The organism is Acidovorax sacchari, from assembly GCF_042847045.1.
GTDB classification, from domain to species: Bacteria; Pseudomonadota; Gammaproteobacteria; order Burkholderiales; family Burkholderiaceae_C; genus Paracidovorax; species Paracidovorax sacchari.
Genome location: NZ_AP035783.1, coordinates 4660129 through 4686644, shown reverse-complemented (window position 1 = coordinate 4686644; position 26516 = coordinate 4660129). Strand labels below are relative to the sequence as shown.

17 protein-coding genes and 1 pseudogene are annotated in these 26516 nt (G+C 66.1%); 13 read left to right on the top strand and 5 right to left on the bottom strand.

Translation table 11 applies throughout. The annotated features are described in order from the left end of the window. Positions 1-74: 74 nt before the first annotated feature. Positions 75-1502, top strand: a complete 1428-nt coding sequence (glmU, locus tag ACGHC0_RS20670; RefSeq protein ID WP_415266624.1) for a bifunctional UDP-N-acetylglucosamine diphosphorylase/glucosamine-1-phosphate N-acetyltransferase GlmU — start codon at positions 75-77, stop codon at positions 1500-1502. After that, complete coding sequence (locus ACGHC0_RS20665) at positions 1499-2341, top strand: sensor histidine kinase (protein ID WP_415266623.1); 843 nt, start codon at positions 1499-1501, stop codon at positions 2339-2341. The genes glmU and ACGHC0_RS20665 overlap by 4 nt, the downstream gene beginning before the upstream one ends. Positions 2342-2346: 5 nt before the next feature. On the opposite strand, the gene ACGHC0_RS20660 is transcribed toward ACGHC0_RS20665, so the two are convergent. Both ACGHC0_RS20660 and ACGHC0_RS20655 read right to left on the bottom strand, forming a co-directional pair. After that, the gene (locus ACGHC0_RS20660; RefSeq protein WP_415266622.1) at positions 2347-3402 is read right to left on the bottom strand and encodes a sensor domain-containing diguanylate cyclase; all 1056 of its coding nucleotides are present in this window, start codon (positions 3400-3402) and stop codon (positions 2347-2349) included. An 88-nt stretch (positions 3403-3490) separates the two neighbouring features. Next, complete coding sequence (locus ACGHC0_RS20655; protein WP_368352718.1) at positions 3491-3982, bottom strand: Lrp/AsnC family transcriptional regulator; 492 nt, start codon at positions 3980-3982, stop codon at positions 3491-3493. Between the two features lie 160 nt (positions 3983-4142). Here ACGHC0_RS20655 and glmS point away from each other — a divergent pair, with 160 nt between their 5' ends. The 9 genes and pseudogenes from glmS to ACGHC0_RS20610 all read left to right on the top strand — a co-directional run bounded on the left by glmS (position 4143) and on the right by ACGHC0_RS20610 (position 20640). After that, positions 4143-6032, top strand: a complete 1890-nt coding sequence (gene glmS, locus ACGHC0_RS20650) for a glutamine--fructose-6-phosphate transaminase (isomerizing) (RefSeq protein WP_415266621.1) — start codon at positions 4143-4145, stop codon at positions 6030-6032. Between the two features lie 262 nt (positions 6033-6294). Continuing rightward, positions 6295-6657: pseudogene (locus ACGHC0_RS20645) on the top strand (IS630 family transposase); the annotation flags it as partial. A gap of 524 nt (positions 6658-7181) precedes the next feature. Next, positions 7182-8984: an HsdM family class I SAM-dependent methyltransferase gene (locus ACGHC0_RS20640; protein WP_415266620.1), complete on the top strand. Its 1803-nt coding sequence runs from the start codon at positions 7182-7184 to the stop codon at positions 8982-8984. Positions 8985-9024: 40 nt separating this feature from the next. Beyond that, on the top strand, positions 9025-11853 hold the full coding sequence (locus ACGHC0_RS20635; protein WP_415266619.1) for a hypothetical protein: 2829 nt from the start codon (positions 9025-9027) through the stop codon (positions 11851-11853). Further along, positions 11846-15997, top strand: coding sequence for a DEAD/DEAH box helicase family protein (locus tag ACGHC0_RS20630; protein ID WP_415266618.1), 4152 nt, complete (start codon positions 11846-11848; stop codon positions 15995-15997). Before ACGHC0_RS20635 ends, ACGHC0_RS20630 begins: the two co-directional genes overlap by 8 nt. Continuing rightward, a complete protein-coding gene (locus tag ACGHC0_RS20625; RefSeq protein ID WP_415266617.1) occupies positions 15994-18207 on the top strand; it encodes a hypothetical protein in 2214 nt (737 codons plus the stop codon). Before ACGHC0_RS20630 ends, ACGHC0_RS20625 begins: the two co-directional genes overlap by 4 nt. After that, positions 18191-19057: a phospholipase D-like domain-containing protein gene (locus ACGHC0_RS20620; protein WP_415266616.1), complete on the top strand. Its 867-nt coding sequence runs from the start codon at positions 18191-18193 to the stop codon at positions 19055-19057. Before ACGHC0_RS20625 ends, ACGHC0_RS20620 begins: the two co-directional genes overlap by 17 nt. Before the next feature lie 65 nt (positions 19058-19122). Beyond that, positions 19123-19974: a GIY-YIG nuclease family protein gene (locus ACGHC0_RS20615; RefSeq protein ID WP_415266615.1), complete on the top strand. Its 852-nt coding sequence runs from the start codon at positions 19123-19125 to the stop codon at positions 19972-19974. A 75-nt stretch (positions 19975-20049) separates the two neighbouring features. After that, on the top strand, positions 20050-20640 hold the full coding sequence (locus tag ACGHC0_RS20610) for a BREX system ATP-binding domain-containing protein (RefSeq protein WP_415266614.1): 591 nt from the start codon (positions 20050-20052) through the stop codon (positions 20638-20640). A gap of 380 nt (positions 20641-21020) precedes the next feature. On the opposite strand, the gene ACGHC0_RS20605 is transcribed toward ACGHC0_RS20610, so the two are convergent. The 3 genes from ACGHC0_RS20605 to ACGHC0_RS20595 all read right to left on the bottom strand — a co-directional run bounded on the left by ACGHC0_RS20605 (position 21021) and on the right by ACGHC0_RS20595 (position 22429). Continuing rightward, positions 21021-21281, bottom strand: coding sequence for an ester cyclase (locus ACGHC0_RS20605; protein WP_415266613.1), 261 nt, complete (start codon positions 21279-21281; stop codon positions 21021-21023). Position 21282: 1 nt separating this feature from the next. Beyond that, a complete protein-coding gene (locus tag ACGHC0_RS20600) occupies positions 21283-21468 on the bottom strand; it encodes a hypothetical protein (RefSeq protein ID WP_415266612.1) in 186 nt (61 codons plus the stop codon). 82 nt (positions 21469-21550) lie between these two features. Continuing rightward, positions 21551-22429 (bottom strand): LysR family transcriptional regulator, encoded by an 879-nt coding sequence (locus tag ACGHC0_RS20595; protein WP_046059837.1) that lies wholly within the window; start codon positions 22427-22429, stop codon positions 21551-21553. Positions 22430-22505: 76 nt separating this feature from the next. Between ACGHC0_RS20595 and ACGHC0_RS20590 the strand changes: the two genes are divergently transcribed. Next, positions 22506-23987 (top strand): NADH-quinone oxidoreductase subunit L, encoded by a 1482-nt coding sequence (locus tag ACGHC0_RS20590; RefSeq protein WP_415266611.1) that lies wholly within the window; start codon positions 22506-22508, stop codon positions 23985-23987. Between the two features lie 18 nt (positions 23988-24005). After that, positions 24006-26477: a YbcC family protein gene (locus ACGHC0_RS20585; RefSeq protein WP_415266610.1), complete on the top strand. Its 2472-nt coding sequence runs from the start codon at positions 24006-24008 to the stop codon at positions 26475-26477. The last annotated feature ends 39 nt before the right edge of the window (positions 26478-26516 follow it).

The following is a 26516-nucleotide window of genomic DNA, read 5'->3' as shown; positions in this document are numbered from 1 at the left end:
GGCGCGCCCGCGGGGTGGCGGGTGCGGCGGGGCGGATAATCGGCCATCCCCATCCCATCCCCCATCCATATTCCATGAGCGCACTGGACGTCATCATCATGGCCGCGGGCAAAGGCACGCGCATGAAAAGCCGCATTCCCAAGGTCCTGCAACGCCTCGCGGGGCGCCCCCTGCTGGCGCACGTGCTCGACCAGGCGCGCGGCCTGCAGGCGCGGCGCGCCGTGGTCGTGACGGGGCATGGCGCCGCCGAGGTGGAGCCTTTCGTCGCCCGTGCGGCTGACGGGCTGGACGCGCGCTGCGTGCGGCAGGAGCCGCAACTGGGCACCGGCCACGCCGTGCAGCAGGCGGTGCCGGCGCTGCAGGGCGACGGTACGGTGGTCGTGCTGTCCGGCGACGTGCCGCTGACCCGCGCGCACACCCTGCGCGCACTGGTGGCAGCGGGCGGGGGAGGGCAACTGGCCCTGCTCACCGTGACCCTGCCGGACCCGTCGGGCTACGGGCGCATCGTGCGCGGCGGTGACGGCGCGGTGCATGGCATCGTCGAGCACAAGGACGCCACCGAGGCGCAGCGCGCCATCGATGAGGTGTACAGCGGGATCATGGCCGTGCCCGCGGGGCTGCTGGCCGGCTGGCTGGCGCGGCTGACCAACGACAACGCCCAGGGCGAGTACTACCTGACCGACATCGTGGCCATGGCCGTGGCCGACGGCGTGCCCGTGGTGGCGCACCGCATCGCCGATGCGCTGCAGGTGGCTGGCGTGAACAGCCCGCTGCAGCTGGCCGAGCTGGAGCGCGCACACCAGCTCGCACAGGCGCGCGCGTTGATGGAGCAGGGCGTGCGCCTGGCCGATCCCGCGCGCTTCGACCTGCGCGATGATCCGCGCACCGGCGCGCGCGCCGAACTGGCCTGCGGGCAGGATGTGGAGATCGACGTGAACTGCATCTTTTCCGGCCGCGTGGAGCTGGGCGAGGGCGTGCGCATCGGCGCGCACTGCTGCATCGCGAATGCGCGCATCGCCGCGGGCGCGGTGGTCCACCCCTACACCCATATCGACGGCGAGCAGCCGGCGGGCGTGCAGGTGGGCGAAGGCGCGCTGGTCGGACCGTTCGCGCGGCTGCGGCCCGGCGCACAGCTGGGGCGCGAAGTGCACATCGGCAACTTCGTGGAAGTGAAGAATTCGAGCCTGGCCGACGGCGCCAAGGCCAACCACCTCGCCTACCTGGGCGACGCCACGGTGGGCGAGCGCGTGAACTACGGCGCCGGCAGCATCACCGCCAACTACGACGGCGCGAACAAGCACCGCACGGTGATCGAGGCCGATGCACACATCGGCAGCAACTGCGTGCTGGTGGCGCCCGTGACCATCGGTGCCGGCGGCACGGTGGGCGGCGGCTCCACCATCACCAAGAGCACGCCCGCAGGGGCCTTGAGCGTGGCCCGCGGCAAGCAGGTCACCAAAGAGAACTGGCAGCGGCCGGTGAAGCAGCGGCGCCCCGCATGACCGAAGCAGGCGCCGGCGCCGCGGGGCAGCCCGGAACAGGGCAGGCTCCGTACGAACACCTGGATGCGCCCGCGTTGCGCGCGCTGCTGGCCGAGCGCGACCGTGCGCTGGCCGAGATGGCGGCGGCGCACGACGAGTTCCTGCATGCGGTGTCCCACGATCTGCGCGCACCGCTGCGGCACATCGTCTCCTTCGGCCCGCTGGTGCGGGAACTGGTCGAGGACGAGGCACAGGGCCTACCCGCCGAGGAGCGTGCGGAGGCGTGCAGTTTCCTGGGCACCATGGACCAGGCCTCCCGCCGCATGGGCCGCATGCTCGACGGCCTGCTCGCGCTCTCGCGCATCGCCCATGCCCCGCTGCACCTGGCGCCGGTGGACCTGAACGCATTGGCGCGTGAGGCGCAGGCCACGCTCGACGGCGAGGCCGCCGGCCGCAGCGTGGAGTGGCAGTTCGCGCCCGGCCTGCCGACGGTGGCGGGCGATGCCGCGCTGCTGCGCCAGCTGCTCACCGAGCTGCTGGGCAATGCGCTCAAGTTCACGCGGGACCGCTCCCCTGCCCGCATCGCGGTGAGCGGGGACGTGGCCGTGGACGGTACGGCCCGGCTGGAGGTGCGCGACAACGGCACGGGTTTCGATCCCGCACGTGCGGGCGCGCTGTTCGGCGTGTTCCAGCGCCTGCACCGCGAGGCGGATTTCGACGGCATGGGCGTGGGGCTCGCCAAGGCCCGCGCGATCATGCAGCGCCACCGGGGGCGCATCGGCATCGACGCAGTGCCCGGCGAAGGCTGCACCCTCACACTCGAGTGGCCACCCGGCGGTGGGCAGGCGGCCCGGCCCTGAGCCGCTCAGCAGGGAGGCGCGCCGTCCTTGCCGCCTGCACCGAGCGCGATGCCATTGCGGCCGTGGCGCTTGGCCTGGTAGAGGGCCGCATCGGCCGCATCCACCCAGTCCCGCACGTGGGTGTGCGCGGTTTCCAGGGCAGCGATGCCGATGCTGCAGGTGAACTGCAGTTGCGGCATGCCGTGCACGCGTGCCTCCTGCGCCTGGGCGCGGATGCGCTCGGCCACTAACCGGGCCGCCGCGCGGTCCCGGCCCCGCAGGATCACCGCGAACTCGTCGCCGCCGTAGCGGCCGGCGCAGTCGGTGGCACGCACGTTGGAGCGCACCAGCCGGGCCACGGTCCGGATCACCTCGTCGCCCACGCTGTGGCCCCAGCGGTCGTTGATGTCCTTGAAATGGTCGATGTCCAGCATGAGCAGGCTGGTGGGAGCGTTCTCGGCATGGAAGCGTCCCAGCGCGGCCTCGGCCTGCTCCTGCCAGTGGCCGCGTCCATACAGGCCCGTGAGCGCGTCCACTCGCCGCAGTTCTTCGAGCTGCTGGTTCTGGTGGGATACCTTGCGGATCAGCCGGTGGCTCGCCAGGCTGACCGACATCGAATGCAGCACCATGACGGGCATGCAGGCCACGATGACCTCCATCGAGCTGTGCGGATCGAAGCGCAGGCCCGTGGCCGCGGCGCTGGCCAGCCCCGCGGCGGCCATGCCCGGCAGCGAGCGTGCCCACAGCCCGCGGATGCCGCAGGCGACCTTGTCCTGCATCGTGAGCAGGCACAGCAGCAGGCTGGGCAGCAGGTTGAAGTGCATGAGCGGCACCAGTGCTCCCACCAGCGCGGAGTCCACGAGCAGATTGCGGATCTCGGCGCGGTACGGGTCGGCGCTGCGTCCCGCCAGCACGAAGGCTGCATGCGGCCAGACCAGCGCGACGAACGCAGCGAACGCCCATTCCGCATGCGATGCGCCGTCCTCCCACAGCACGGTCGCCACGGCAATGCCGCCGAGCCCCATGCCCAGGGCGCGCAGGGGATAGATGCGTTGGCGCAGCGGGTGCTTGGGAGGGCCCATCGGTGCTGGAGGTGCGGATTGGCTCGCAGCACTCTACCGCATGGCCCGGCTCCGGCGACCCCGGTCTTGCCCGGCCCCGGTGCCTGGTTCACGCGTCCCGCACGATCGGAACGCGCGTATCGAACTTGGCGCGCTTGACGCCGAAGAACGCCTTCACGTTGCGCACGTTCGCGTCCCCCGTGAAGAGCCGCTGGGTCAGTGCGAGATAGCCGGGCATGTCCCGGGTGTGGACCACCAGCATGAAATCCGGGCCCGGCGCCACCCGCCAGCACTGCTGCACCGCTTCGTCGGCCACGGCCTTCGCTTCGAGGGCGTCCAGCATTTCGGCCCCCTGGCGGTCCAGCGTCACCTCGACGAATGCCGTGAGCCCGTGCCCCTGCAGTTGCGCCAGCCGGTCGGGTTGCAGGATGGCCACCTGCCGCTCCACCAGCCCCAGGTCATGCAGCCGCTTGATGCGGCGCAGGCAGGTGGGCGGAGAGACGTGCGCGAGCCCGGCCAGGGTCTGGTTGCTCAGGCTGGCGTCGGTCTGCAGCAAGTCGAGCAGGCGGAGATCGGTGGCATCGAGTTCAATGGATTCCATGATTCATTTATAAATGAAATTTTATTTCTCCATAAAAAATACATGAAATAAAAGTCCAATCCGTGCCATCGATCGATCTGAAATTTTATGCGGCCCTGCCTACGATGGCACCGCTTTCGCCACTCGGCTTTTCCTCATCCATTCCTGAAGGACCTCTTCCATGTGCGGCATCGTCGGCGCGGTCTCCACGCGCAATATCGTTCCCATCCTCGTCCAGGGCCTTCAGCGGCTGGAGTACCGGGGTTACGACTCGTGCGGCGTGGCCATCCACGACGCCAGCCTGGGCACCGCGCCCACCGGTGGACTGCGGCGCGCCCGCAGCACGGCGCGCGTGGCGGAGCTGCTGGAGCAGGTGCGCACGGAGCACGTGGAAGGCGCCACCGGCATCGCCCACACGCGCTGGGCCACGCACGGCGCGCCGGCCGTGCACAACGCGCACCCACATTTCAGCCACGGCTCCGGCCCGGACGAGCCGCTGCGCCTGGGCCGCGTCGCGCTGGTGCACAACGGCATCATCGAGAACCACGAGGCGCTGCGCGCATCGCTGCAGGCCCGTGGCTACGTGTTCACCAGCCAGACGGATACCGAGGTCATCGCCCACCTCGTGGACAGCCACTACAGCGGCGACTTGTTCCAGGCCGTGCGCGCTGCCGTGGCCGAACTGCATGGCGCCTATGCCATCGCCGTGATCCACAAGGACGAGCCCCACCGCGTGGTGGGCGCCCGCGCCGGCTCCCCGCTGATCCTGGGCGTGGGCGACGGCGAGCACTTCCTGGCGAGCGACGCCATGGCCCTGGCCGGCGTCACCGACCAGATCGTGTATCTGGAAGAGGGCGATCTCGTCGATCTGCAGCTGGGCCGCTACTGGATCGCCGGCAAGGACGGCCAGCCCCTGGACCCCGCGAGCCGCCCGGTGCGCACCGTGCTCGCCCACAGCGGCGCCGCCGAACTGGGCCCGTACCGCCACTACATGCAGAAGGAAATCTTCGAGCAGCCGCGCGCCATCGGCGACACGCTGGAAGGCGTGCGCGGCGTGGCGCCCGAATTGTTCGACGGCGCCGACGGTACCGCCGCCTGGCGGGTGTTCAAGGAAGTGGATTCCGTCCTGATCCTGGCCTGCGGCACCAGCTACTACAGCGGCTGCACGGCCAAGTACTGGCTCGAATCCATCGCCGGCATCCCCACGCAGGTGGAAGTGGCGAGCGAGTACCGCTACCGCACCAGCGTGCCCAACCCGCGCGCGCTGGTGGTGACCATCAGCCAGTCCGGCGAGACCGCCGACACCCTGGCCGCGCTGCGCCATGCGCAGAGCCTGGGCATGCAGCACACGCTGACCATCTGCAACGTGTCCACCAGCGCCATGGTGCGCGAATGCAAGCTGGCCTACATCACCCGGGCGGGCGTGGAGATCGGCGTGGCGTCCACCAAAGCCTTCACCACCCAGCTCGCGGGGCTGTTCCTGCTCACGCTGGCGCTGGCGCAGGCGCGCGGCCGCCTGAGCGAAGAGCAGGAGGCGCGCCACCTGCAGGCCATGCGCCACCTGCCCGTGGCCCTGCAGGGCGTGCTCGCGCTCGAGCCGCAGATCATCAGCTGGGCCGAGGACTTCGCGAAGATGGAGAACGCCCTGTTCCTGGGCCGCGGCGTGCACTACCCCATCGCCCTGGAAGGCGCGCTCAAGCTCAAGGAGATCAGCTACATCCACGCGGAGGCCTACCCGGCCGGCGAGCTCAAGCACGGCCCCCTGGCCCTGGTGACCAGCAGCATGCCCGTGGTCACCGTGGCGCCCAACGACGAACTGCTGGAAAAGCTCAAGAGCAACCTGCAGGAAGTGCGCGCCCGCGGCGGCGTGCTCTACGTGCTGGCCGACGCGAAGACCAACATCGATACCTCCGAAGGCATGCACGTGATCCGCATGCCCGAGAACTACGGCGCGCTCAGCCCGATCCTGCACGTGGTGCCGCTGCAGCTGCTGGCGTACCACACGGCGTGTGCGCGGGGGACGGACGTGGACAAGCCGCGGAATCTGGCGAAGAGTGTGACGGTGGAGTGAGCGAGCGCCCGCATCTGACCGCCTGCGGCCCAGAAACAGAATTTGAAATTGCCCCCGCCAATTAGTGAAACGGTCGGGGGCTTTCTCCTCTGAAGCGGTCTGATTTTTCGGCAACAGCACGCACCGGTGAAGCGCGGGTCAGACCCCCTTCGAGGACCTTCGAATTTTTGTAAGAAAACTGTGATAACGGTCTTACTGACAACTCAGTAATTTAGGGAACAATCGGATGCACTGCTGGCGCGGATGTGGTTTGATTCGCGGCATGAAGCGAGACGGCCGCACATTGGCGCACAACACACTGGAAGAGATGCGCATGCTGGCCCTGCAGCGCATGCGAGAAGGCGAGAAGCCCGCTGCGGTTTCAGCCTCGTTTGGCATGAACAGAACATGGGCCTACAAGGTGCGGGCTGCGGCTCGTGGTCGAGGCAAGGGCGCACGAGCTTTGCGCTCGACCAAGGGCAGCGGGCGCCCGCGCAGCCTCACCGCCACACAAGAGCGGCAGGTCTTCGTCTGGGTCAACGGCAAGAACCCGCTGCAGTACGGCTTCGACTTCGGACTGTGGACGCGGCAGATCGTGCGCGAACTGGTGACGCAGCGCTTCGGCATCACGCTCTCGCTGGCCAGTTAGGTACGTTGCCATTGACTACCAGTGTGCCGCGTTGCGCCTAAGTGCGCTCTATAGATGGCTCAAGACGACGCGGCCGCCAAGGAGACTCGCGGCGCGATTCGGGTAAGCGATGCGCTCGCATCGTTTCCGCCGACGCACCTCGTCCAAACGGGTGTGGTGTGAGCCCGTCGAAAGTACGCGTTCTCCTGGCTAGCCAGGTTGTGCTTGGCGGATACGCCTGATAACGTATATCAGTTTGCGCTATCGCGCGGAGCGCGTTCGGCTAAAACGCGGTCACTTCACCTCACATGCCCCGCCCGCTGCAAAAGACAGCTGCCACGTCGCTGAAGATGACTCCCGAAGTTCGTGACTTGTGGGAGCAGTGCGCGGCCGCGGAGAACCGGAGTCTGACGAATATGTTCGAGACGATGGTTCGGGCGTACGCAAGAACGCTAAACGTTGTGTCGACGACGGCAGCGCCGGAACGCACCGCCAAGCGGAGAAAGAAGTCGGCACCTAAGAAAGATTAAGAAAGGCAGGAGATGGAGGAGCGCACCGGTACGGAGTCCGACGACAGCATGCGAGTTGTGGAGGGGTCTGCTTCGGCCAGCCCGAAGGCCCCTTCGCGACTGAGCCTCTTGCGGCAAATTCGAGGCCTCAAGCTAGCAGGACAGGCGTGCAATGCCTCGCCGTCCGCAGTTGTGGGCACCGCCATAGCGACCTGGTGCGCAGCCGACTTCAAAGCATTGCCGGCGTCGGGTCTGCCGTACTCCAAATCACTCGCAGCCACGCCGGCACTCCAGTCGTTCGTCAAGTGCGTGCGGCAACTTGGGTTTCTGGAGGCTTCGTATTGGCTCAGCTCTGCCTATGCAATGCTCGCCAACGAGATGCATCGTAAGCAGCTCGCGATATTCTTCACGCCCGCTTCGCTCACGCGCGGGCTGCTGGACGACTTGGCCGAACAGGGCGTCGAGTTCGGCTCGCAGTCGTTCCTTGACCCTGCATGCGGAGGTGCCGCTTTCCTGGCCCCAATCGCGTTGCGGATGAGAGATGCGCTACGCAGCGAGGGAATTGGCCCGAAAGCCATCCTTCAGCACGTCGAAAGCCACCTGTACGGCACCGACCTCGATGGCACCCTGTGTGCTTTGTCCGCGCACTTTCTACGGATGGCGCTGCACGAAGAGATTCGTGCCAGCGGCTACGTGCCGGCGTTCAAGGTCCATCGCGCGGACTCTTTGCGCGAGCTGGCCTCCATGTTCGGTCAGCTGGATGTGGTCGTTTGCAATCCTCCGTATCGAAAAATGGGGGGCGACGAACTCGTCCCCCTTAGGGACCAGTACGGAGAGGTCATCGAGTCCCAGCCGAACCTCTATGGGCTGTTCATCGCCCTGTCCGTCCGTCTGCTGCGCGAGGGCGGCCGAGCGGCACTTGTGACCCCCACTAGCTTCCTCTCTGGCCAGTACTTCAGCGCGCTGCGCCGCTTCCTGTCACGCAATACCGCGATTGAGCACATTGGCATGGTGAGCGACAGGCTTGGGGTCTTCATCGACGTCGAGCAGGAGACCGCGCTCACTGTGCTCCGTCGGTCTGCGCCCGCTGCAGCGCCAGAAGCGTGGGCGGATGTGTCCGTCGTATCCGCGACAGGGAAGTACCAGAGCGTCGGCAAATGCCGGCTGCCCCACTCCGGAGAGGTGTGGCCCATTCCTCGGGGCGTCGACGACGTGACGCTGCTGCACACGGCGGGGAAGTCGACCTTCCGGCTCTCACACTATGGCTACCGCGTACGCATTGGAGCCTTCGTCTGGAACAGAGACAAGCGGCCGACCTTCCAGTGTGCGCGAGATGTGAAACGTGCGCGCTGTCGCACGGCGGTCCCGCTGCTTTGGTCCGCGGACATCTCGCTCGATGGTCAACTGCAGTTTGACGGTGCGACCGCGAAGGCAGATGAGCATCGATTCGTCGACCTGGGCAGCCGCGAGCACACCTCGGTCGTGACTCGACCCGGCGTGGTCCTTCAGCGGGTCACGTCGAACACGCAGGCGAGGCGTTTGGTTGCCGCGGCAGTTCCGCGACGCTTGTTTGAGGAGTATGGCGGCTTCGTTGGCGAGAACCACCTGGTGGTGCTTGAGCCGACTGTGGAATCTCCCGTTCTGACTGCGGAAGAACTTGCCAGCCTCTTGGCAGTCCCCGCGGTTGACCGCTTCTTCCGATGCATCTCTGGGGCGACGAACGTCTCGGCTTTCGAGCTCAGGCAACTAGCCTTGCCGGACCCGCACCGCCTCAAGGCTCTTCTCAAGAGCGGGCTCCCGATGCAGCAGGCCGTGCACCTCGCGTACGCGGCCTGAAGTGACTAGACGGTAAATGGAAACTCGTGCAGCCGTAGTCATGCGACCGCTCAACAGACTCACCCAGCGCCTGGAAGACCAGGCGAACGCAAAAGCCGCCAAGACCGCGCTGCTTGCGAAGTTCACAACGCCCAAGAAATCAGGCCCGCCTCCGAATGGCGCCGCGGTCACGGTCGCTCCCTCGGACCTGGCGGCTGAAACCAAGCCACCAGAATCGGCTGGCCAGACGATACCGGCGGGTCCCGCCGCTCCACACGCGCCTCGCTTTGGGACAGCCCAGGTGCCGGTGCTTAAGGACGGGGAAACTGAGACCGGCACGGTCTCCAACGCGCTGGCGTGGCTCGTGGACCGCTACCTTGAGGCTGCGGTGACCCGCAAGCGCCAAATCGCGATTCTGTGGCCGACGGCTCCGAAGTCTCTCGTGCTCGTGCACGCCCTGGCCACGCTGGAGCGCTGGACGGAGGGCGACAAAATGGGAATCCGGGGACTGACCTTCCCGGTGAAGACGAACGTCTTCTACCCTTTGAACCACATGCGGTTCGCTCGAGCTCCGCTACTGCGTCTCGGCCTCCAATTCGCGGAGACAAGCCCGAACCCAAAGGTCAAGCGCTCATGCCGGGCGAAAGACCCCTATCTGTCGGCATTCAACAGCGCCCTGAAGGACCTTGCGGACCCCCGATGGTCGAACCCAACGCTCGGCGAGCTGCTCCCGCACTTCCTGGCAACTCCGGCGCAGCCTACGTGGGCGAGCTGCGAGACCAGACTCCTCTCGCAGCTCGGCGCGAAGCTGCAAAAGCGCAGCCAGGCCGCTGCGCTGCGGACGAACTGCTCAATCATCGGAAACCCCTCTACGGCTCCCGATGCGATGTTCGCGCTGGATGGCCGAATGAGCACACCGGAGCTCAAAAAGGCACTGCTTGCCCTGAAGAAAGTCGGCGCACCAGAGGTCGTCATCGTGAACGCGACACGAAGTGTCCGTCGCGAATCACGCGGCTGGAAGGGCGCGCTTGCCCGGTTCTGCTTGCAGCTGGAAGCCGTGTTCGGCGCCGACGCTCCGGGCGTCCTCATCGTGGCAGATGAACCGCACGCCGCGTACCGTCTGCGCGATGAGCTTTTTGCCCAGAATTTGAAGCGACCGGCGTCCGACCGTTGGAGCCCAGGGCAGGAGTACGGCATCGTCGGAGTTCCGTGCGCCGTCAAGACCGACGGCCTGATGCTCCCCGGCGCAGTAGAAACGCGCGTGCCCGCGCTGCGAGAGATTGACACGGAGATTGTGGACGCCGAGGCGGCCAAGGTGGTCAGCCGCCTGAATCGAGTTGCCAATGCCGCCGAGGGTGGGAGGGAAGCCGCGAAGCCAGTCACGGACGCAATGGCTTACCTTAACCGAGTCGCCGCACTTCCGTGTGGTGTGCGTGACCTGTCGCAATGGCTTGCGAACGCCGAGGCAGATGACCGCGCCCGTCAACGCTGGGCTTGGTCCAGCTTCTACGCGTCGCTGCTCTCGTACTCGCGCAGCGGCCAGGCCGCGGACCAGCAGAAAACCTTGGTGGCGGCCATAGATGCAGCCAACAAGCTGGTGGCCAACTACGACGACGCGACTCCGTTCGCGCATTTGCTGGCCAGGCACATCGGCGCGGCCGTTGAGAAGAACAAGCAGGTGGTCGTGGTGATGGCGTCGCACTTCCACAAGCACTTGGCTGTGCGTTTTCTCTCCAGGTATGCCGAATTTCGGAATGGCCGCTCCTTTGGCGAGTTCGCGAAAGACGTGACGCTCATCTGCACCCCGCAACTGGACGAGGTGCTGAGCACCATTGGCCGCGCACAGCTTGTCTTCGCCGGCCTCGATGAAGAGTCTCTCCGACTGCTTGTCACCGACGACCGCATCCCGAGCCACTCGACGCTGCTCCTAACACAGCAGAACGGGCAGTACCTCCGGGCGGCCATGAAGCCCCTCGTCGAGCACTTCCCCGCTTTCAAGCCGCTGAAGCCTCGGATGGAGTCGATGCTGCGCGTTCTGATGCATCTCCCTGAGGACCCCGGTCTCCTGACCAACACTGACCTGGTCATGCCCGTTTTCCGCATGGAATTGAGCCAGGACACCTCGGATGCAAGTGAGGCCGAGAAAGACCCAGAGGCTTGGACGGTCATGCTTGAGGGCGGCCGATTGCACCGCCGCCCCAATCACCGTGTTTACGTCTACGACCCAGCGAGCAGAGAGGCCACGGAGCGCGGCTTCCGAAGCTGTGAGATTCGCACTCTCGAACCCGGAGACAAGTTGTTCGTCATGTCGCCAGACCTGCGCGACACGGTCGAAGGCGTATTCAAAGAGGCCGGCATCCCGCTGGAGACAGACAAGGTCTTCGAGGCCGCACTCCGCAACTACCACCGCCAAGTCAAGACGTTGCTGGTGCGCTCATTTCCGGAAGGGAGCCTCATCGACAAGGTGCGCGCGCTTCGCGCCGCCATCCTCGAGGCGAACCCGAAATGGAAGGGCGACTTTCCCGAGGAGCAGGCTGTCCGTCATTGGGTGAACCTTGGCAACGCAGCGGAAACTGCATTCGAGGACCTGCGGCCCCAAGCTCCCTTGAAGGAGGCGCACTTCGCCGCGTTCGCGAAGGCGCTGGGTATGTCCGACATCGAAGCCGCGGCCAACTGGCAGCGCGTCATCCTGCCGATTCGCAACGCTAGGCGTCAAGACGGCCGCCACGTCTCCGAGATTTACACGCACATGTTGCTGCAGCCCGAGTCCGTCATGGTGCACTCGAAGATTGGCCGGCAGACGATTCAGATGCTGTATGAGCGAGCCAGAGAAAGCCTCTGCGTCGTAGAAGCGCTCATCCCCAACAAAGAGGAAGCACTCCGTGCCTGAACTCACCCGCGCCGACCCCGCGAACCTGAACACAACGCTGAAAGAGGCTGTCGCCGACGCGATTATCAACATCACACATGCCCGTGTCAGTGGTGCCGGGTCTGTCGGCAAGTTCCTGTTTGGGGCGCGACCTCGCACTCTGCTGAACTCCGGGTTCCTGCTTCCTCAGCTAACCGCAGAGGGTGGTGACGAGGTCACGTCGCCAATCTGGATTTCCTCGCATGGTTTCCAGTTCCAGCTCGCGCGCAACACCGCTGGCGAGCTCGAGGTCCAGCCATCGCTCAGCGTTTATGTGCGCGTCTTGCCTCGCGAGGAGGACCTTAAGCGGCCGGACTGCAAGCTGGCCATCAAGCTTCGGCGTGCGACGCATGACCAGCTCCGGGCAGAGCGGGACCGCCGCCTCGACGAGGAATGGGAAAAGGTGAAAGGCGCACACACTTCGCGGTGGAAGCATCCTGAGTGGCGCGCTATCAGGGAGCGAGTGGTCGCAGAAGTTCATGCTGCGCTCGGCGTTCCGACCGACCTTCGGGCCCTGGATGAGGAGGAGCCTACCGAAGACAACGAGGGTGCCGGTGAAGGTGTAGTCGTCGGGGCGCAGTCCGCCAGGGTCCTCAGCGACGCGCACTTCGAGCCCATGGCCATTCCCCACAAGTGGATGCGTCTCGAGGTCCAAGTGCCGGCACTTAGGTTGGATATGACGCGGTCGCATGAGCAGTTGCTGACCGATGTCGCTGCGCATGCAGACAAAATGAACGCCGCCATTCGAGCTAGCCTTGAGGCGTGGCGCGCAAGCGAGGAGCCGAATGAAGGCGGCCGCCTATGGGGATACCGCCGCGGCGCCGAAGTGCCCGCCAGTCAATACCGCAAGTGGGCTGAGTTCCTGGCCCGGGTGCGCAACTCCAACCTCCCCGTGCTCGTTTCTGAAATCGAGTTGGCGTGGAACCTGGAGGCGAGCGTCGACTGGGCGGACCCAAGCAAGACGAGCCTGTTGCTGGCCCTGGAGAACGTCAGTCTTACGCCTCGAATGCGTGTCGATGAAACAGAAGAAGCGGTCTTTCAGGTCAACCTCACTGCCACTGTTCCCCAGGCCTTGCATCGGCCGCTTCTGCTCGAGCGAGTGGACCCTTCTTACCGATACAACCAGTATCTTCACTACGCCGCCATGGGGCACAACTGCGGGGTGGACGTGCTGCCCGATGGGCGTGACGGCAATGTGCGACTGAAGACCACGTGGACGCCGAGGTATGCCCAACCTCGCATCGTTCCCACAGCGGTGCCAGGCGTAAACCGCGAAGTCCGGGCGCTGAGCACACCTGCTGGCTTCGACGGGTTGCGACCGCTCGTGCCGGAATTCGAGAAGTGGTTGGAGGCGCAGCCGCGGCGCGTCGACCCTGGCCACGGCTTGCCAGAGGAGGACGTCGAGGGTCGTGCGAGAGAGGTCGCAGCGTTCGAGAAAGACCTGGGTTTGTGGCGCAACGAACTTGGGTCCATCAAGGCCGGAATCGAGCTGCTGGACGAGTCGCGGAAGCACTGGAAGGGCCGCGGCCCGCAGGAGGACCGGCGTGGCGTCGTATTTGAAGCCTGGCTGGCCATGAACGAGGCGATGGCTGACTTCATGAGCGTCCGCTTTCGCCGCGACGACAGCAAGTGGCGCCTGTTTCAGCTCGCGTTTATCGTGGCGAACATTCCCGCCTTTGCAACGCGAGTGCCAGAGTTCAAGGCCAAGTACCAGGAGAAGCGTGACGACGCGGTCACCCTGCTGTATTTCGCAACCGGTGGCGGCAAATCGGAGGCGTTCTTCGGCCTACTGGTGTTCACCCTGCTGCTTGACCGCCTGCGTGGCAAGAAGACCGGTGTCACGGCCATGCTCAGATACCCCCTGCGTCTGCTGACCATTCAGCAGGCCCAGCGCTGCGCTCGCGTGCTGGCCCACGCCGAGTTGGTGCGTCGGCGGAGCAACTACGGAGGGAGGCCCCTCTCAATCGGGTTTTGGGTTGGCTCCTCGGGCTCCCCGAACCGGCACTCAACTCAAGGGGTGGCCAGCATCCCGGCCGTTGACGCAGTTGCCCCGGACGCTCGGTCGGAAGAGGCGCTGCGAGACAAAGACCAGAGATACTCGGCCGCCTGGCGCGCCTGGAACAAGATACCTAAGTGCCCTTTCTGCGGGGCCGGGACAGCCCTGCGGGGCTTTCCCGATAAGGGCGGCACCTTGGGCCACGTTTGCTCCAGCCCGACCTGTGCTTCCAACGAGGGCAGTTGGCAGCCGCTGCCCTTCTACATCTGCGACGAGGACATCTACGACCTCGCACCGTCTGTGCTGCTCGGCACGGTCGACAAGCTTGCCCTCATCGGGCACTCCGCTCCGACCATTCGCCGAATCATGGGGATGTTCGGGATGGCCCCGTGGATGGACCCGAGTACAGGTCGCCTCGTCGTTCCCCAGCACAGGGACATGAGGGACGGCCCTGCCGCAAAGGGCATGCGGGGGCTCTACCCGGCTTATGCCGACGGGGAGCGGCTGTTCTTTGACCCGTTCCCCAGCCTCGTCATCCAGGACGAGGCTCACCTGCTGGACGAGTCGCTCGGCACATTTGCCGCGCTGTTCGAGTCCACGTTGGACGCCATCTTTGAGCACTTGGGTAAGTCGCTGGGGGCTGACCTGGTGTCCCAGAGCCCTGCGGGAAAGCGGCGAAGGGCCAAAGTGGTGGCGGCTTCTGCGACCGTGTCGGAGCCGGAGCGCCAGCTGGAGCACCTGTACCAGCGTTCTATTCCTGCCGTGCAGTTCCCACACCCTGGGCCTAGCCTCTATGAGTCGTTCTACGCGCTCCCTGAGCTCGCCGAGGAGGACGCCCGCCGGAGCCTGGAGGACGTGGAGCTGCGGTCGAAGCAGGCGCGCATCTACTGCGCGTTCATGACCAACGGAAAGCCGCACACCGCCACCAGCGTGGCCGTGCTGTCGAATTTTCATCTCGCGATTTCAAAGCTGTTCGACGGCCTGACCTCCGGCGACGCGGCAAGGGCTGCCACGGCGCGAAGCCTGATGCTTGAGTTTATCTCGCCAGGCCCGCTCGCCATGTTCAGTGAGCAAGCTCTGGGCGGCGCGGAGGACTCCGACCTCGCGACTGCGGTGGACCTTCATCGCATCGCCCTGACGTACGTCACCAACAAGAAGGGTGGCGACCAAATCATGGCGGCTGAGGCTGAGGAGACGCGAAAACGCCATGTAAATGCAGGCCAGAGGCTGGATGGCTTGGACACCCGCCTCATCACCGGTTCAGTCGAGCAGGGGGAAATCCAAGCAGTTGTGCAGGCAGCTCAGACCCGCGATGAGCCCGGCAAACCCTTCACTCCACTGTCAAAGGTGCTCCGTTCGGTTATCGCTACTTCTGCCATCTCGCACGGCGTGGACGTAGAGGAGTTGAACTCCATGTTCTTCGCCGGCATGCCGTCGGACATCGCGGAATACATCCAAGCATCGTCTCGCGTGGGCCGAACCCATGTCGGCTTCGTGGTGCTCGTTCCGACACCACAGCGCCGGCGCGACCGCCAAATCATCGAGGTCTTCGACATCTTCCATCGCTTCCTCGAGCGCATGGTCCAACCCGCAGCGATTGACCGGTGGGCTGAGCGCGCTGTGGAGCGCGTGCACCCCAGCATGATGCAGGCGTACCTGGCTGGCGTCGTTCCCAGTCGTAGGCTGATTGAGGCAGATGCCGCGGCCAAACACCTGGTGCCCACATTCAGCTACCTGCGAGAGATGCTCAAGGAGCATCGTGAGCGTCAGGGGGCATTCCTCTCTGAAGTGAACGGTTTCATTGAGCTCGCCATCGGTCTCAAGGACGGCTACTGCCCCGAAGGCGAAGAGCACTACAGGCGAATGATTTCCGAGCGTACAAGGGATGTTCTTGGCGTCTGGGACACTGACACTTGGAGGGAAGACGGCACCCTCAAGAGCTACTTCGAGGCGCAGCCTGATTCGATGCGGAAGCCCATGACTTCGTTGCGGGATGTCGACGAGGCCGGCCTCATTCGAGCGGCACGAAAGGTCTCAGCAAATCGGCCTTTGGCTGCACAAGATGTGCTCACGGTGATGGACTTGATAAGGCACGGCGTCGCCGGCAGTGAAGAAGGAGCCGAAGAATGAATGCCCCAGCGTTCTTGCCTGATGAGGACTTCAAGAAGGTCCTGAACACCCCGACGATGAGCCGCTCGCGCAACCAGCTGGCGTCCTCGTATGCGCCGGGCGCGTTTTTCACCTTCGAGGGGGGCCGCGGAGCGTGCATCGCGGTGCCGGACAAGTCACAGACACCCGATGAAGCTGACATCTCCAGCGCATCGAGGGACCAAATCATCACACGCTTGGCAGAGGTGTGGGACAGCTGGTTCTCGAGAGCAGTCAGCGCTGCGAACGGCGGGCGGCCCGTGGACCCGCGGTTGTGCATCGACCAGCGACTTCTGGCGCCGGGCGGTGGAGTTCAGCACTTGGGCGCCGCGAATCTGACATTTGTGAATCCGCTGCGCATGTCGTATGTGCCTGCGCCGCTCACGTTCGTCTGCAACCACTGTGGTCTGTTCAAGGCCTACGACACCCCGGGGGACCTGGCTCGCGACCGAACAAGCTTCGAGACGCCATCGTGCAGGGGCAGGCCTGGCAAGTCGTGCCAATGGCGCCAGCTTGATGTCGTCTTCGTCCACTGGTCCGGGGAGTGGTCGCCTGCGATGCCGGGCCGGTGGGAGTGGAACGACGAGGCGGCCGAGGTTCGGCTCACTCGGCGGGTCTGTGGTCTCTGCCACGGAGACCGCTTCTTGCTCCACACCCAGTCTCCCCGGATTGGTGTATGGTCGTTCCAGTGCGCGAATCCTCAATGCAACGACCGCCGCGACGCTTGGAGACAAAACGACAAGTGGACTACTGAGGTCTTGGGCCCGGACAGCAATCGCGTGATTGACGCCCGGCGCATGGAACCGATTTCCTACCGTGCGTCCTCGGCGTTTTATGCGCAGTCGGAGCAGTTCGTCGTCTTCTCGGAGAGAGACCAGGGGCTGCTGGAGCTGCTGCAAGAGGGGAAGCGGCGGGCGCTGCAGGAATTTATCGCAACCCACTTCGGATATGGGGGCGCGCAGCCGTCCCTTGAAGAAATGCGCGACGTGCTGCTGCAGGGTGGTCATGCTGCTAAGTGGGAGAGCTATGAGAGCCTGAGCAAGATGCGTGAGGCCTTCCAGGCGACTGGTCAAGCGGACATGGTGGCGACGCTCGACAAAGAGCTGCAGAAGCTGGTGAATGGTTGGTTCGATGCGGGCCTGGTGGCAGCGAAGGCGGAACTCCCAGACGTCCTGCGAGCCCAGATTGCGAGGCGCTCCGAATTCTCGAGTCGGTATGACCCGTTCAGCCTCAGCGTTGAGCATGAGGCGCTTCGGCGTAGCAAGCTTTCCAGGACGCGGGACGATTCCGGTCGTTCGCCCTTTGTTCGCTTTCAGCATCTCGACCGAGACTTGGCGCCCAAAGACGCCGGAGACAAGGAGCGGCAAGAGGCCGAGACGGCTAGATTGATTAAGAAGCTTGGCATGGCGGAGCTCGGCCTGGTCCGGGACTTTGAGTTGTGCCGCTTCACACACGGCTACACCCGTGTCGGCGCGACCCCGACCATCGAGAAGCACGGCACCGACATGCCGGTGCGCCTCCGGTTGTTCGAGCCATTGGAAGGTGGCAAGCGGCCGATTTACGTGGTCACCCAGGCCAACGAGGCGTTGTACGTTCAGCTGGACCCGCAGGCGGTGTACGGATGGCTCTCAGCGGTAGGCATCCCCAACCTGCCTGAGTGGTCGCAGAAGGACAGCGTCAAGTTCGGTGGCCGCCTCCTGGAGGTCGCGGAGCCATTCGGCAGGTTCTTCTCCGCTCTCCACGAAGCCGACGCGTCAACCTATCGCTACGTCTACACGCTGCTTCACAGCTACGCGCACGTGCTGATGAAGTCGATTGCTGAATTCTCCGGCCTCGATGTTGGGTCACTGGGCGAGTACTTGTTTCCGGCGGACCTCGCATTCGTCGTGTACCGGAACGGCACCACGATGGACCTTGGGAACCTCTCGTCGCTATGGCGAAATGAGCACAATCGCTTCTTGGGGCATCTGCTCGAGACGTCGACGCACCGGTGCAACTCGGGCAGCCTGTGTGACCTTCATGGCGGTGCTTGTCCCGACTGTATTATGGTTCCGGAGACTTCCTGCATTGCGCAGAATCGGTTGCTGTCCCGGTCTGTACTGCTCGGAGGAAACGCTCCACGTGAAGACCTGACTCACAAGGGACAGCGCATCCCCGGGTTCTTGGACTTTCTCAATGCACCTGCGACCTGAGGTCCGGGAGGCGTTCGTACGGATGGCCCGCCACAGCGACGTTGCGGGAGCTGTCTGCGCCAGTGTTGCCGCCGGCCAGTTCAACGAGGCAACGGACGTCAGGAGAATCTGCACTGGTGCTGGCATCTCGCTGGCACGCGTCGGAGAAGTGGAGGACTTTCTGAAAGCGGGTGCAACTGCCGGACTGTTCGAGAGGTCGTCGCAACTCACGTGGCGACCCCTGTCGCGTGCTCTTCACGCTGAACTTGCCCCTCTGTTTACCGGCGCGTGCCTCTACCGCTCTGAGGTCCACTCTGATGAGGACATGGTACAGGTGGTCGTCACCAGACCACCGGCGCCGAGCCGGTTTACCAAGGAGCTGCTGGCGACCGCGGGAGAGTGGGGGATAGTCGACACCAAGGAGGCGCTGCCTGGCATCGCAGAAGCGGCTCGTGCGCGGTTTTGCGTGATGACACCCTATGTGGACGAAATAGGCGCGCCGATGCTAGTCAATCTGTTCGCTCGGGTTCCGAGAGGCGCGCGCCGCGTCCTCATCTGCCGCGCCGACGCTGCATACCAGCTGCCCACAGGGCTCAGGAATGCCGCGGGTGACTTGGCGGCACTGAATGTCAGTGTCTTGAGCTTTCGCCTTGAGCGAGAGGGGCTTGCTGGGAACGAGACGTCTCACGCCAAGGTGGTTCTGGCCGATGGTCACACGGCCTACGTCGGTTCTCTCAACATGAACCGATGGTCGCTCGAGTACTCGCTGGAAGTAGGCGTGTGCGTTACGGGGCGCTCGGCTGCGCTGATTGCGAACGTCGTCGACGCCGCGGAGCGCGTGTCTGTGCGTATGCAGTTGCCCGCTTCGTAGGCACGCCTCCTCTACGACACGAACCTCCACCCCCCAATACATCCTCGGAACTGAGGCGTACGACCGTGGCATCCAGCGCAAAGACCATCCAAATTTTCCTGCCGTCCGGCGACCCCCAAGGAATACGCCAAGCGGAAATCACCACGCGCATCGTGCGTCTCATCGAAGTGCCGCGGGCGTTGCTGAAGAACTTCTTAGCCATGCCAGAGTCGGCAGGTGGTGCGGTGTACTTTCTGTTCGGAGACGCCGAGGAGTCGGTCAAGCCGCAGGTTTACATCGGCCAGACCTCAGACCTGAAGAAGCGGCTCGTGAAGCACCAGAAAGAGAAGGACTTCTGGCAACGCGCGGTGGTCATGCTTTCTCGCGCGGACAGCCTGACGACCACGCACTCCCTGTACCTGGAGGGCCTTTGCATTCAGCGCGCAAAGGAGGCCAGCCGGTACGTCGTGGAAAACGACACGAACGGCAACAAGCTGAACACGACTAAGCCCATGGAGGCCGAATGCGAAGAGCTACTCGAGACGGGGGAGACGTTGATGTCCACCCTCGGCTTCCAGGTTTTTGAGAAGCCCGTGAAGCCGGCGGAGGCCTCAAATCTGTACTTTTGCACCGCCTCCGGGACAGACGCCAGAGCGCAGTACACCCCTGAAGGCATGGCCGTCCTCAAGGGCTCGAAGGCTCGCGGCCAGGTCACCGACAGCTTCAAGGACAAGGGCTTCCACGTGCTTCGCAAGCAGCTGGAAGCGGCCGGAGTGCTGAAGCCTGCCGGCCAGCAGCTGGTGTTCACGCAGGACTATGTCTTCAAGTCGCCCAGCGCCGCGGCAGCCATCGTCGTCGGCAACAACATGAACGGGTGGATTTCTTGGAAGAACAAGGACGGCAAGACTCTGGACGCCGTCGTGCGCCAGGCGAGCTGACTCGAAGCGCCGGAAGGCAAGACGGTGGGGCCCAGGCTAAAACCCCGGCTGTACACTCGAAAGAACGTAAAGCTCATGAAGAGCGTAGCTACACGGGCTGGAGAGTGGGGCTGCCTTCGCCGTGTGCTCGACCAGCTTGCTGCTGTGGACCCAGAACGGCTGTTTGGCACCGGCGGAGCATCACTTACCGGCGTGAGTGACTACCGCTACTCGGACGTTGTGCGTGCGTACTGCCTCGCGGCAAGGTCGAACGCTGACAAGAAGAAGCAGCTCTGTCTCGCCTGGCTTGGCGGTGAGACGTTGGCACGCGACGAGTGCAAGTTCCTGGGTGTCCGGTCACTGCTTGATTGCTCGTACGTGGTCGTCCGGTTGCTAGATTTCGCACGGGTCGTCCGGTTGGCCGGGTGTCCCGGTGTGCTTTTGGTCCTTAAAGGCACCGAAAGCATCCAGCAGTTGCGCGCTGACGTGCGTGAACTGAACCAATACGCCCTGGTCAACCTATGGAACCGCCTGCACTCCCGTGAAAGGTATGGATGCCTTGTCGTGTTGGCAGGTACAGACGACTCGATACGCAATCACGGCACCGGCCTGCACGTCACCGCCGAGCTGAGGCACCTTCTGGTAGATAGCCGCGACGTTTTCGACTCGGGCCCTTGGGCGCGATGACGCGAAAGGAGCCGTTCTTCTGGAAGGCGAGGCGTCCGAGCGGAGGGGGCTGCCACCGGCTCACGAATCGAGCGAAGTTCAGGGGGGTACCTAACCTCATCGCAACGGTCGCAGTGAACTCCCAGAATGCTCGAAATATGTTTGTTGACAAGGAGTTGGCGAACTGCCGGGGCACTCGATTTCACTATCTGCGGGTGGTCATTTCAGGTTCTGTTTCTGGACCGCACGCCTTCGCCTCGGGAGAGGCGGCGGACGGAGGGCTCAGCGGCTGAGCGGGCGATTGATGGCTGATGGAATGGGGCGGCCATCAGAACCAACAGTGCCTGTTGGCCGCTCCGGGAAGCGAATGGACGGTGGCGCTTTGGCTCGCCCGTCAACGTTCATCGTTTCACCGCCGCGCCCAGATTGCCCAGGGCGCCCAGTTGCTTCAACCAGACGGACAACTGGTTATAGCAGTGGAATGCCTCCACCTTGCCATCCCGAAGGCGGAACACGTCGCAACAGGGTACGTCAAAGGTGCGCCCCGTTGGCGGCAGGACGCCTTCACTGGTCATGAAGTCACCCTGGTGCGTGCCTTGCAGCTTGAGTTCGACGATCACTGCGTCGCCTGCCGTGTAGAACCGCAACAATTCGCGGTGCATGTCAGGGAAGGCTGCCGAGATGGCATGGATCAGCTGGCCAACATCCCCGACCGTACAGCCGCATTCCGGAGGACTCGTCCTGAAAGAAGCCGTCGGCATGGAACAGGGCCGCGAATTTGTCCGCGTCCCGGCCGGTGCCTTCGGCCAGTGCATAGAGTTGCCTGATGATGTCTTCGTTGGTGGTCATTCAGATGTTGTACAGGAGTTCGATACGGCATGCCGGTCCCGGGGATTCCTCGGCATTCCCTGGGCCGGATGCGTCGTGTGCCTTACGCCCCCAGCAGCTTCTCCAGCGCCTCCACCCGGTGCCGCCGCGGCACCGTGATGGCGTAGAAGCTCTCGGTCAGTTCGCTCGACTGGCCGGCGATCACCAGCAGCCCGCTTTTCAGCTCGTCCTGCACCACCACCTCGGACAGCAGTGACAGCCAGCCGCTGTCGCGGGCGATCAGCCGCAGCAAGGCCATGTCGTCCACTTCGGCGCGCAGGCGAGGCGCCACGCCGGCCGAAGCGCACAGTGCATCGAAAGGCCCGCGCACGGCATGGCGGGGGCCGGGCAGGGCGATGTCCATGCCGTGCAGGTCCTGCGGCACGCGCAGGCCGCCGGCCGGCCAGCGGTGGGCCGGGCCCACGATCGAGATGGCCTGGCTGGCCAGAAAGCGGCAGTGCAGCGGGCGGCCGGGGTCGGCGGGCACGCTCTGGTTGGCCAGCACGACATCCAGCTGGTGCTCGAGCAGTCGCTGCAGCAGGTCGTCCAGCAGGCCCGATTCGAGGGTCAGCACCACGTCGGGGTCGGCCAGCAGGGGGCGCAGCAGGTTCTCCTGGTAGTTGCGCGACATGGTGGCGACCGCGCCCACGCGCAGCCGGGTCATCCCCTGGCTGCGGCCCTGCAGCCGCCCCAGCAGTTCCTGGCCCAGGCCGAAGATGTCCTCGGCATACGACAGCACCACCTGCCCGGCCTCGGTCAGCACCATGCGCCGGTTCTCGCGCGTGAACAGCGGCTCGCCGAGTCGCTCCTCCAGTTGGCGGATCTGCGCGGAGAGCGCCGACTGCGAGGCATGCACTTCCTCGGCCGCCCGTGTCAGGTGGCCCAGCTTGGCCACCCGCCAGAAGTAGAAGAGGTGGTGGAAGTTGAGCTGCTCGAGACGCATTGTTCTGATTAAAAGATTAATTCGTTTCTTTTAATGAATTTTACAGAACATGTGTGCACGGCCACCATGGCGACCCATGCAAGACCTCGACTTTCTTCCTTCCATCGCTGCCCTGTTGCCCGCGGCGCTGATGCTGTGCACCGCCGCCGGGCTGTCGCTTCACCGGGGGGCGCTGCACGCGGCGTCTGCGCTGGGCCTGGTGGCTGCGGTGGCCGCGCTGGTCGCCGTGGCCATGGGTGCTTCCACACCGCTCGCTCCCTGGCTGCGCCCCACGTTGCCCGGCACCGCCGTCGCGGTGCTCGTGCAGGCACTGGGCGGGGTGGTGGGCGTGTTCTCTGCCCGCTACCTGGACGGCGAGGCGCGCCAGGCCCGCTACGCCGCCGCGCTGGCCGCGGTACTGGGCGGCGTGCAGGTGCTGCTGCTGGCCGACCACTGGGCCGTGCTGATAGCCGCCTGGGCCGGCATCGGCCTGGCGCTGGAGCGGCTGCTGTGCTTTTATGCCGACCGACCGTTCGCGCTGCTGGCCACGCACAAGAAGCGCGTGGCCGACCGCGCGGCCGATGGGCTGCTGGTTGGTGCCGCGGCGCTGAGCTGGCATGCGGTGGGCAGCGGCTCGCTGAGTGACCTGGCGGCCCATGTGCAGGCTGCGGGCCTGTCCGCGCCGCTGCAGGTGGCCGCCGTGCTGCTGGTGGCCGCCGTCGTGTTGCGCACCGCGCTGATGCCGGTGCACGGCTGGCTGATCCAGGTGATGGAGGCGCCCACGCCGGTGTCGGCGCTGCTGCATGCCGGTGTGGTGAACCTGGGGGGCGTGGTGCTGATCCGCTGCGCGCCGTTGCTGGAACACGCCATGCCGGCGCGCGCCCTCCTCGTCGCGCTGGGGCTGGCGACGGCGCTGGGCGCCGGCCTGGTGATGCTGACCCGCATCAGCATCAAGGTGCGGCTGGCCTGGAGCACCGTCGCGCAGATGGGCTTCATGCTGGTGGAATGCGGCCTGGGGCTGTACACCCTCGCGGCACTGCACCTGCTGGGCCATTCCATCTACAAGGCGCATGCCTTCCTGGCCGCGTCCGACGTGGTGCGGCAGACCCGGGCGCGGGCGCTGCGGCCGCCGCAGATGCCGGCCCGCGCCAGCCTGCTGGCCGCACCGTTGCTGGCCGGGACGGTCGTCGCGGCCATGGGCGGTGGCTGGCCGCTGTGGTGGACGGGCGTGATGGCGCTGGCCTGGGCGCCGCTGCTGTGGGCATCGGCGCTGCGGCAGCTGGCCACCGGCCTGGCCGCCACGGCGCTGCTGACGGCCGTGGCCCGCGCCGCCCACGCGCTGCCGCTGGGCCTGCACGATGCGCCGCAGGGCGCACTGGGATGCCTGGCCCTGGCCGGCATGGCGGCGCTCTACGCCGTGCTTGTCGCGATGCAGATGCGCCCGCAGGCACTGCTGACTGCGCGCCGCTGGAGCTACGCCGGCTTCTACCTCGACGAGTTCTACACCCGCTGGAGCCTGCGCCTGTGGCCGCGCCGCTGGACACCCACGCCGCCCCCACCGCGCCCCGCCACGATCTGACAGAGAAAGAAGAAGACCATGCACACCGACACCCTCGAACACGACGCCCTGGCCCGGGCCGGGGCGCACGCCCGCATCCAGGCCGCCTGTGCCCAGGCCTGCGGCGCGATCGCTCCCGCCTGGCCGCTGGACCGCGCCATCGCCGTCAACCCGCACTGGCAGCGTACCGGCCAGCCGCTGCGCCGCGTCGCCGCGCGCATGGCGTTGCTGGGCGGCATCCAGGTCTTCCCGCCGCGCGAGCGCCAGCGCGAGGCCTGGCAGGGCGGCCGCATCGCCTCGCAGGACCTGGCCCTGGCACTGCAGCGCCTGCCGGATGCGGCCGGCCTGGGCGAGGCCGACTGCGTCGCCGCGCTGGACCGCTCCGGCGGGCTGCAGCCGCTGCCGCTGCTGATCGATGTGCTGGACAACGATCCTGCCCGCGATACGCGCCTGACATGGCGCCAGGCCATCACCCACCAGGTCAGCCAGACCTGCGCCGCTTTCTTCGACCGGGCCCAGGCCGACTGGCAGCCCGAGCGCGGTCCGGGCCTCTACGCCTTCTGGCGCGACACGCTGACGCATGACCACGGCATCGGCACGCTGATGGGGCTGCCCGGCCTGCACCGCGGCGTGCAGGCCCTGCCCGCGACGCGCGAGGACGCCGAGGCCTGGGCGATGCACCACCTGCAGCTGCCCGATGGCGCCTGGGCCGACTACCTGGAGGCCGTGCTGCTCACCGTCAACGGCTGGGCCTCGTGGTGCGCGTACCTCGCCTGGCAGGCGCCCGAGGGCGCGCCGGAGCGCGAGCACCTGCGCGACCTGCTGGCCATCCGCCTGGCATGGGGGGCCGTGCTGCTGGAGTGCAAGGACGACGCCGCTGCGCGCCAGGCCTTTGCCGCGCTGCAGGCCGAATGGGGCCGCGCTCCCGAGCGGCTGCAGCGGGCCGAGCAGGTGCTGGTCGTCGATGAGGTGTGGCAACTCGCGCTGGAGCTGGGTTACCAGCGCGAGCTGGCCGGGCGGCTGGCCCGGGCGCCCGGCTTGCCGAGCGCCGAACCCGAGGCGCAGGCCGTGTTCTGCATCGACGTGCGCAGCGAGCCGCTGCGCCGCGCGCTGGAAACCACCGCGCCGACGCTGCAGACGCTGGGCTTTGCCGGCTTTTTCGGGGTGCCGGCGGCGTACACGCCGCTGGGCACCACGGCGCGCCGGCCCCAGCTGCCGGGCCTGCTGCCGCCCGCGATGGAGGTGACCGACCAGTTGCCCGAGCCCGCGGCCGCCGTCACCGCCCGGCACCGCCGCCTGGCCTGGGCGGCGCAGTGGGAGTCCACCACGCGCTGGCCCGGCGCGGCCTTCTCCTTTGTCGAGGCGCTGGGCGCCGGCTACCTCGGCAAGCTGGGCGGCTGGCTGTGGCCGCGCGAACATGCGCGCGACAGCGGCGACCATGAAGGCCTGCCGGCGCGCTACCGCCCCGTCTGCCGGCCCATGCTGAGCGGCTTGTCTCTGGAGGAGCGCGCAGCGCTTGCTGCGCGCGTGCTCAAGGCCCTGGGCCTGGCCCGCGGCGCCGCGCCGCTGGTGATGCTGGTGGGCCATGGCAGCCAGTCGGCCAACAACGCCCAGGCCGCGGCGCTGGACTGCGGCGCCTGCTGCGGCCAGACCGGCGAGGTCAATGCACGTGCCCTGGCGCTGCTGCTCAACGAGGCCGAGGTGCGTGCCGCGCTGCCTTCCCTGGGCATCGCGCTGCCCGAGGCCACGTGTTTCGTCGCCGCGCTGCACAACACGACGACCGACGAGATCGAGGGCTTCGACCTCGATCTGCTGCCGCCCGGGGCGCGTGCGCGCTGGGAGCGCTGGCAGCCGGTGTTCGCTGCCGCGGGCGACCGCGTGCGCCGCGAACGCGCCCCCTCGCTGGGCCTGGACCCGCATGCCGCAGCCGGCGATCTGCTGTCCACGCTGCGCCGCCGCGCCAACGACGGCGCCCAGACCCGCCCCGAATGGGGCCTGGCCGGCAATGCCGCCTTCGTCATCGCGCCGCGCGCGCGCACCCGGGGCGCGGAACTGGGCGGCCGTGCCTTCCTGCACGATTACGACCCCGCCCAGGATACCGACGGCAGCCTGCTGGAACTGCTGATGACGGCGCCCATGCTCGTCACGCACTGGATCAACTGGCAGTACCACGCCTCCACCTGCGACCCCGAGCGCCTGGGCAGCGGCAACAAGCTGCTGCACAACGTGGTGGGCGGGCACATCGGCGTGTTCGAGGGCAACGGCGGCGACCTGCGCATCGGCCTGTCGCGCCAGTCGCTGCACGACGGCCGGCGCTGGGTGCACGAGCCGCTGCGGCTCACCGTGGTCATCGATGCGCCCGCGGCAGCCATCGAGGCGGTCATCGCCCGGCATGCGGTGCTGCAGCACTTGCTGGGCCACGGGTGGCTGCATCTGTGGCGGTTCGGGGATGCGGGGCTGGAGCGGTGCGAGGGAGGGCGCTGGTGCGCTGTGGACTCGTGCGGGGGCTGAGCAGTCCAGCGATCGGCCAATGGATGGTGGGCCCGGTCG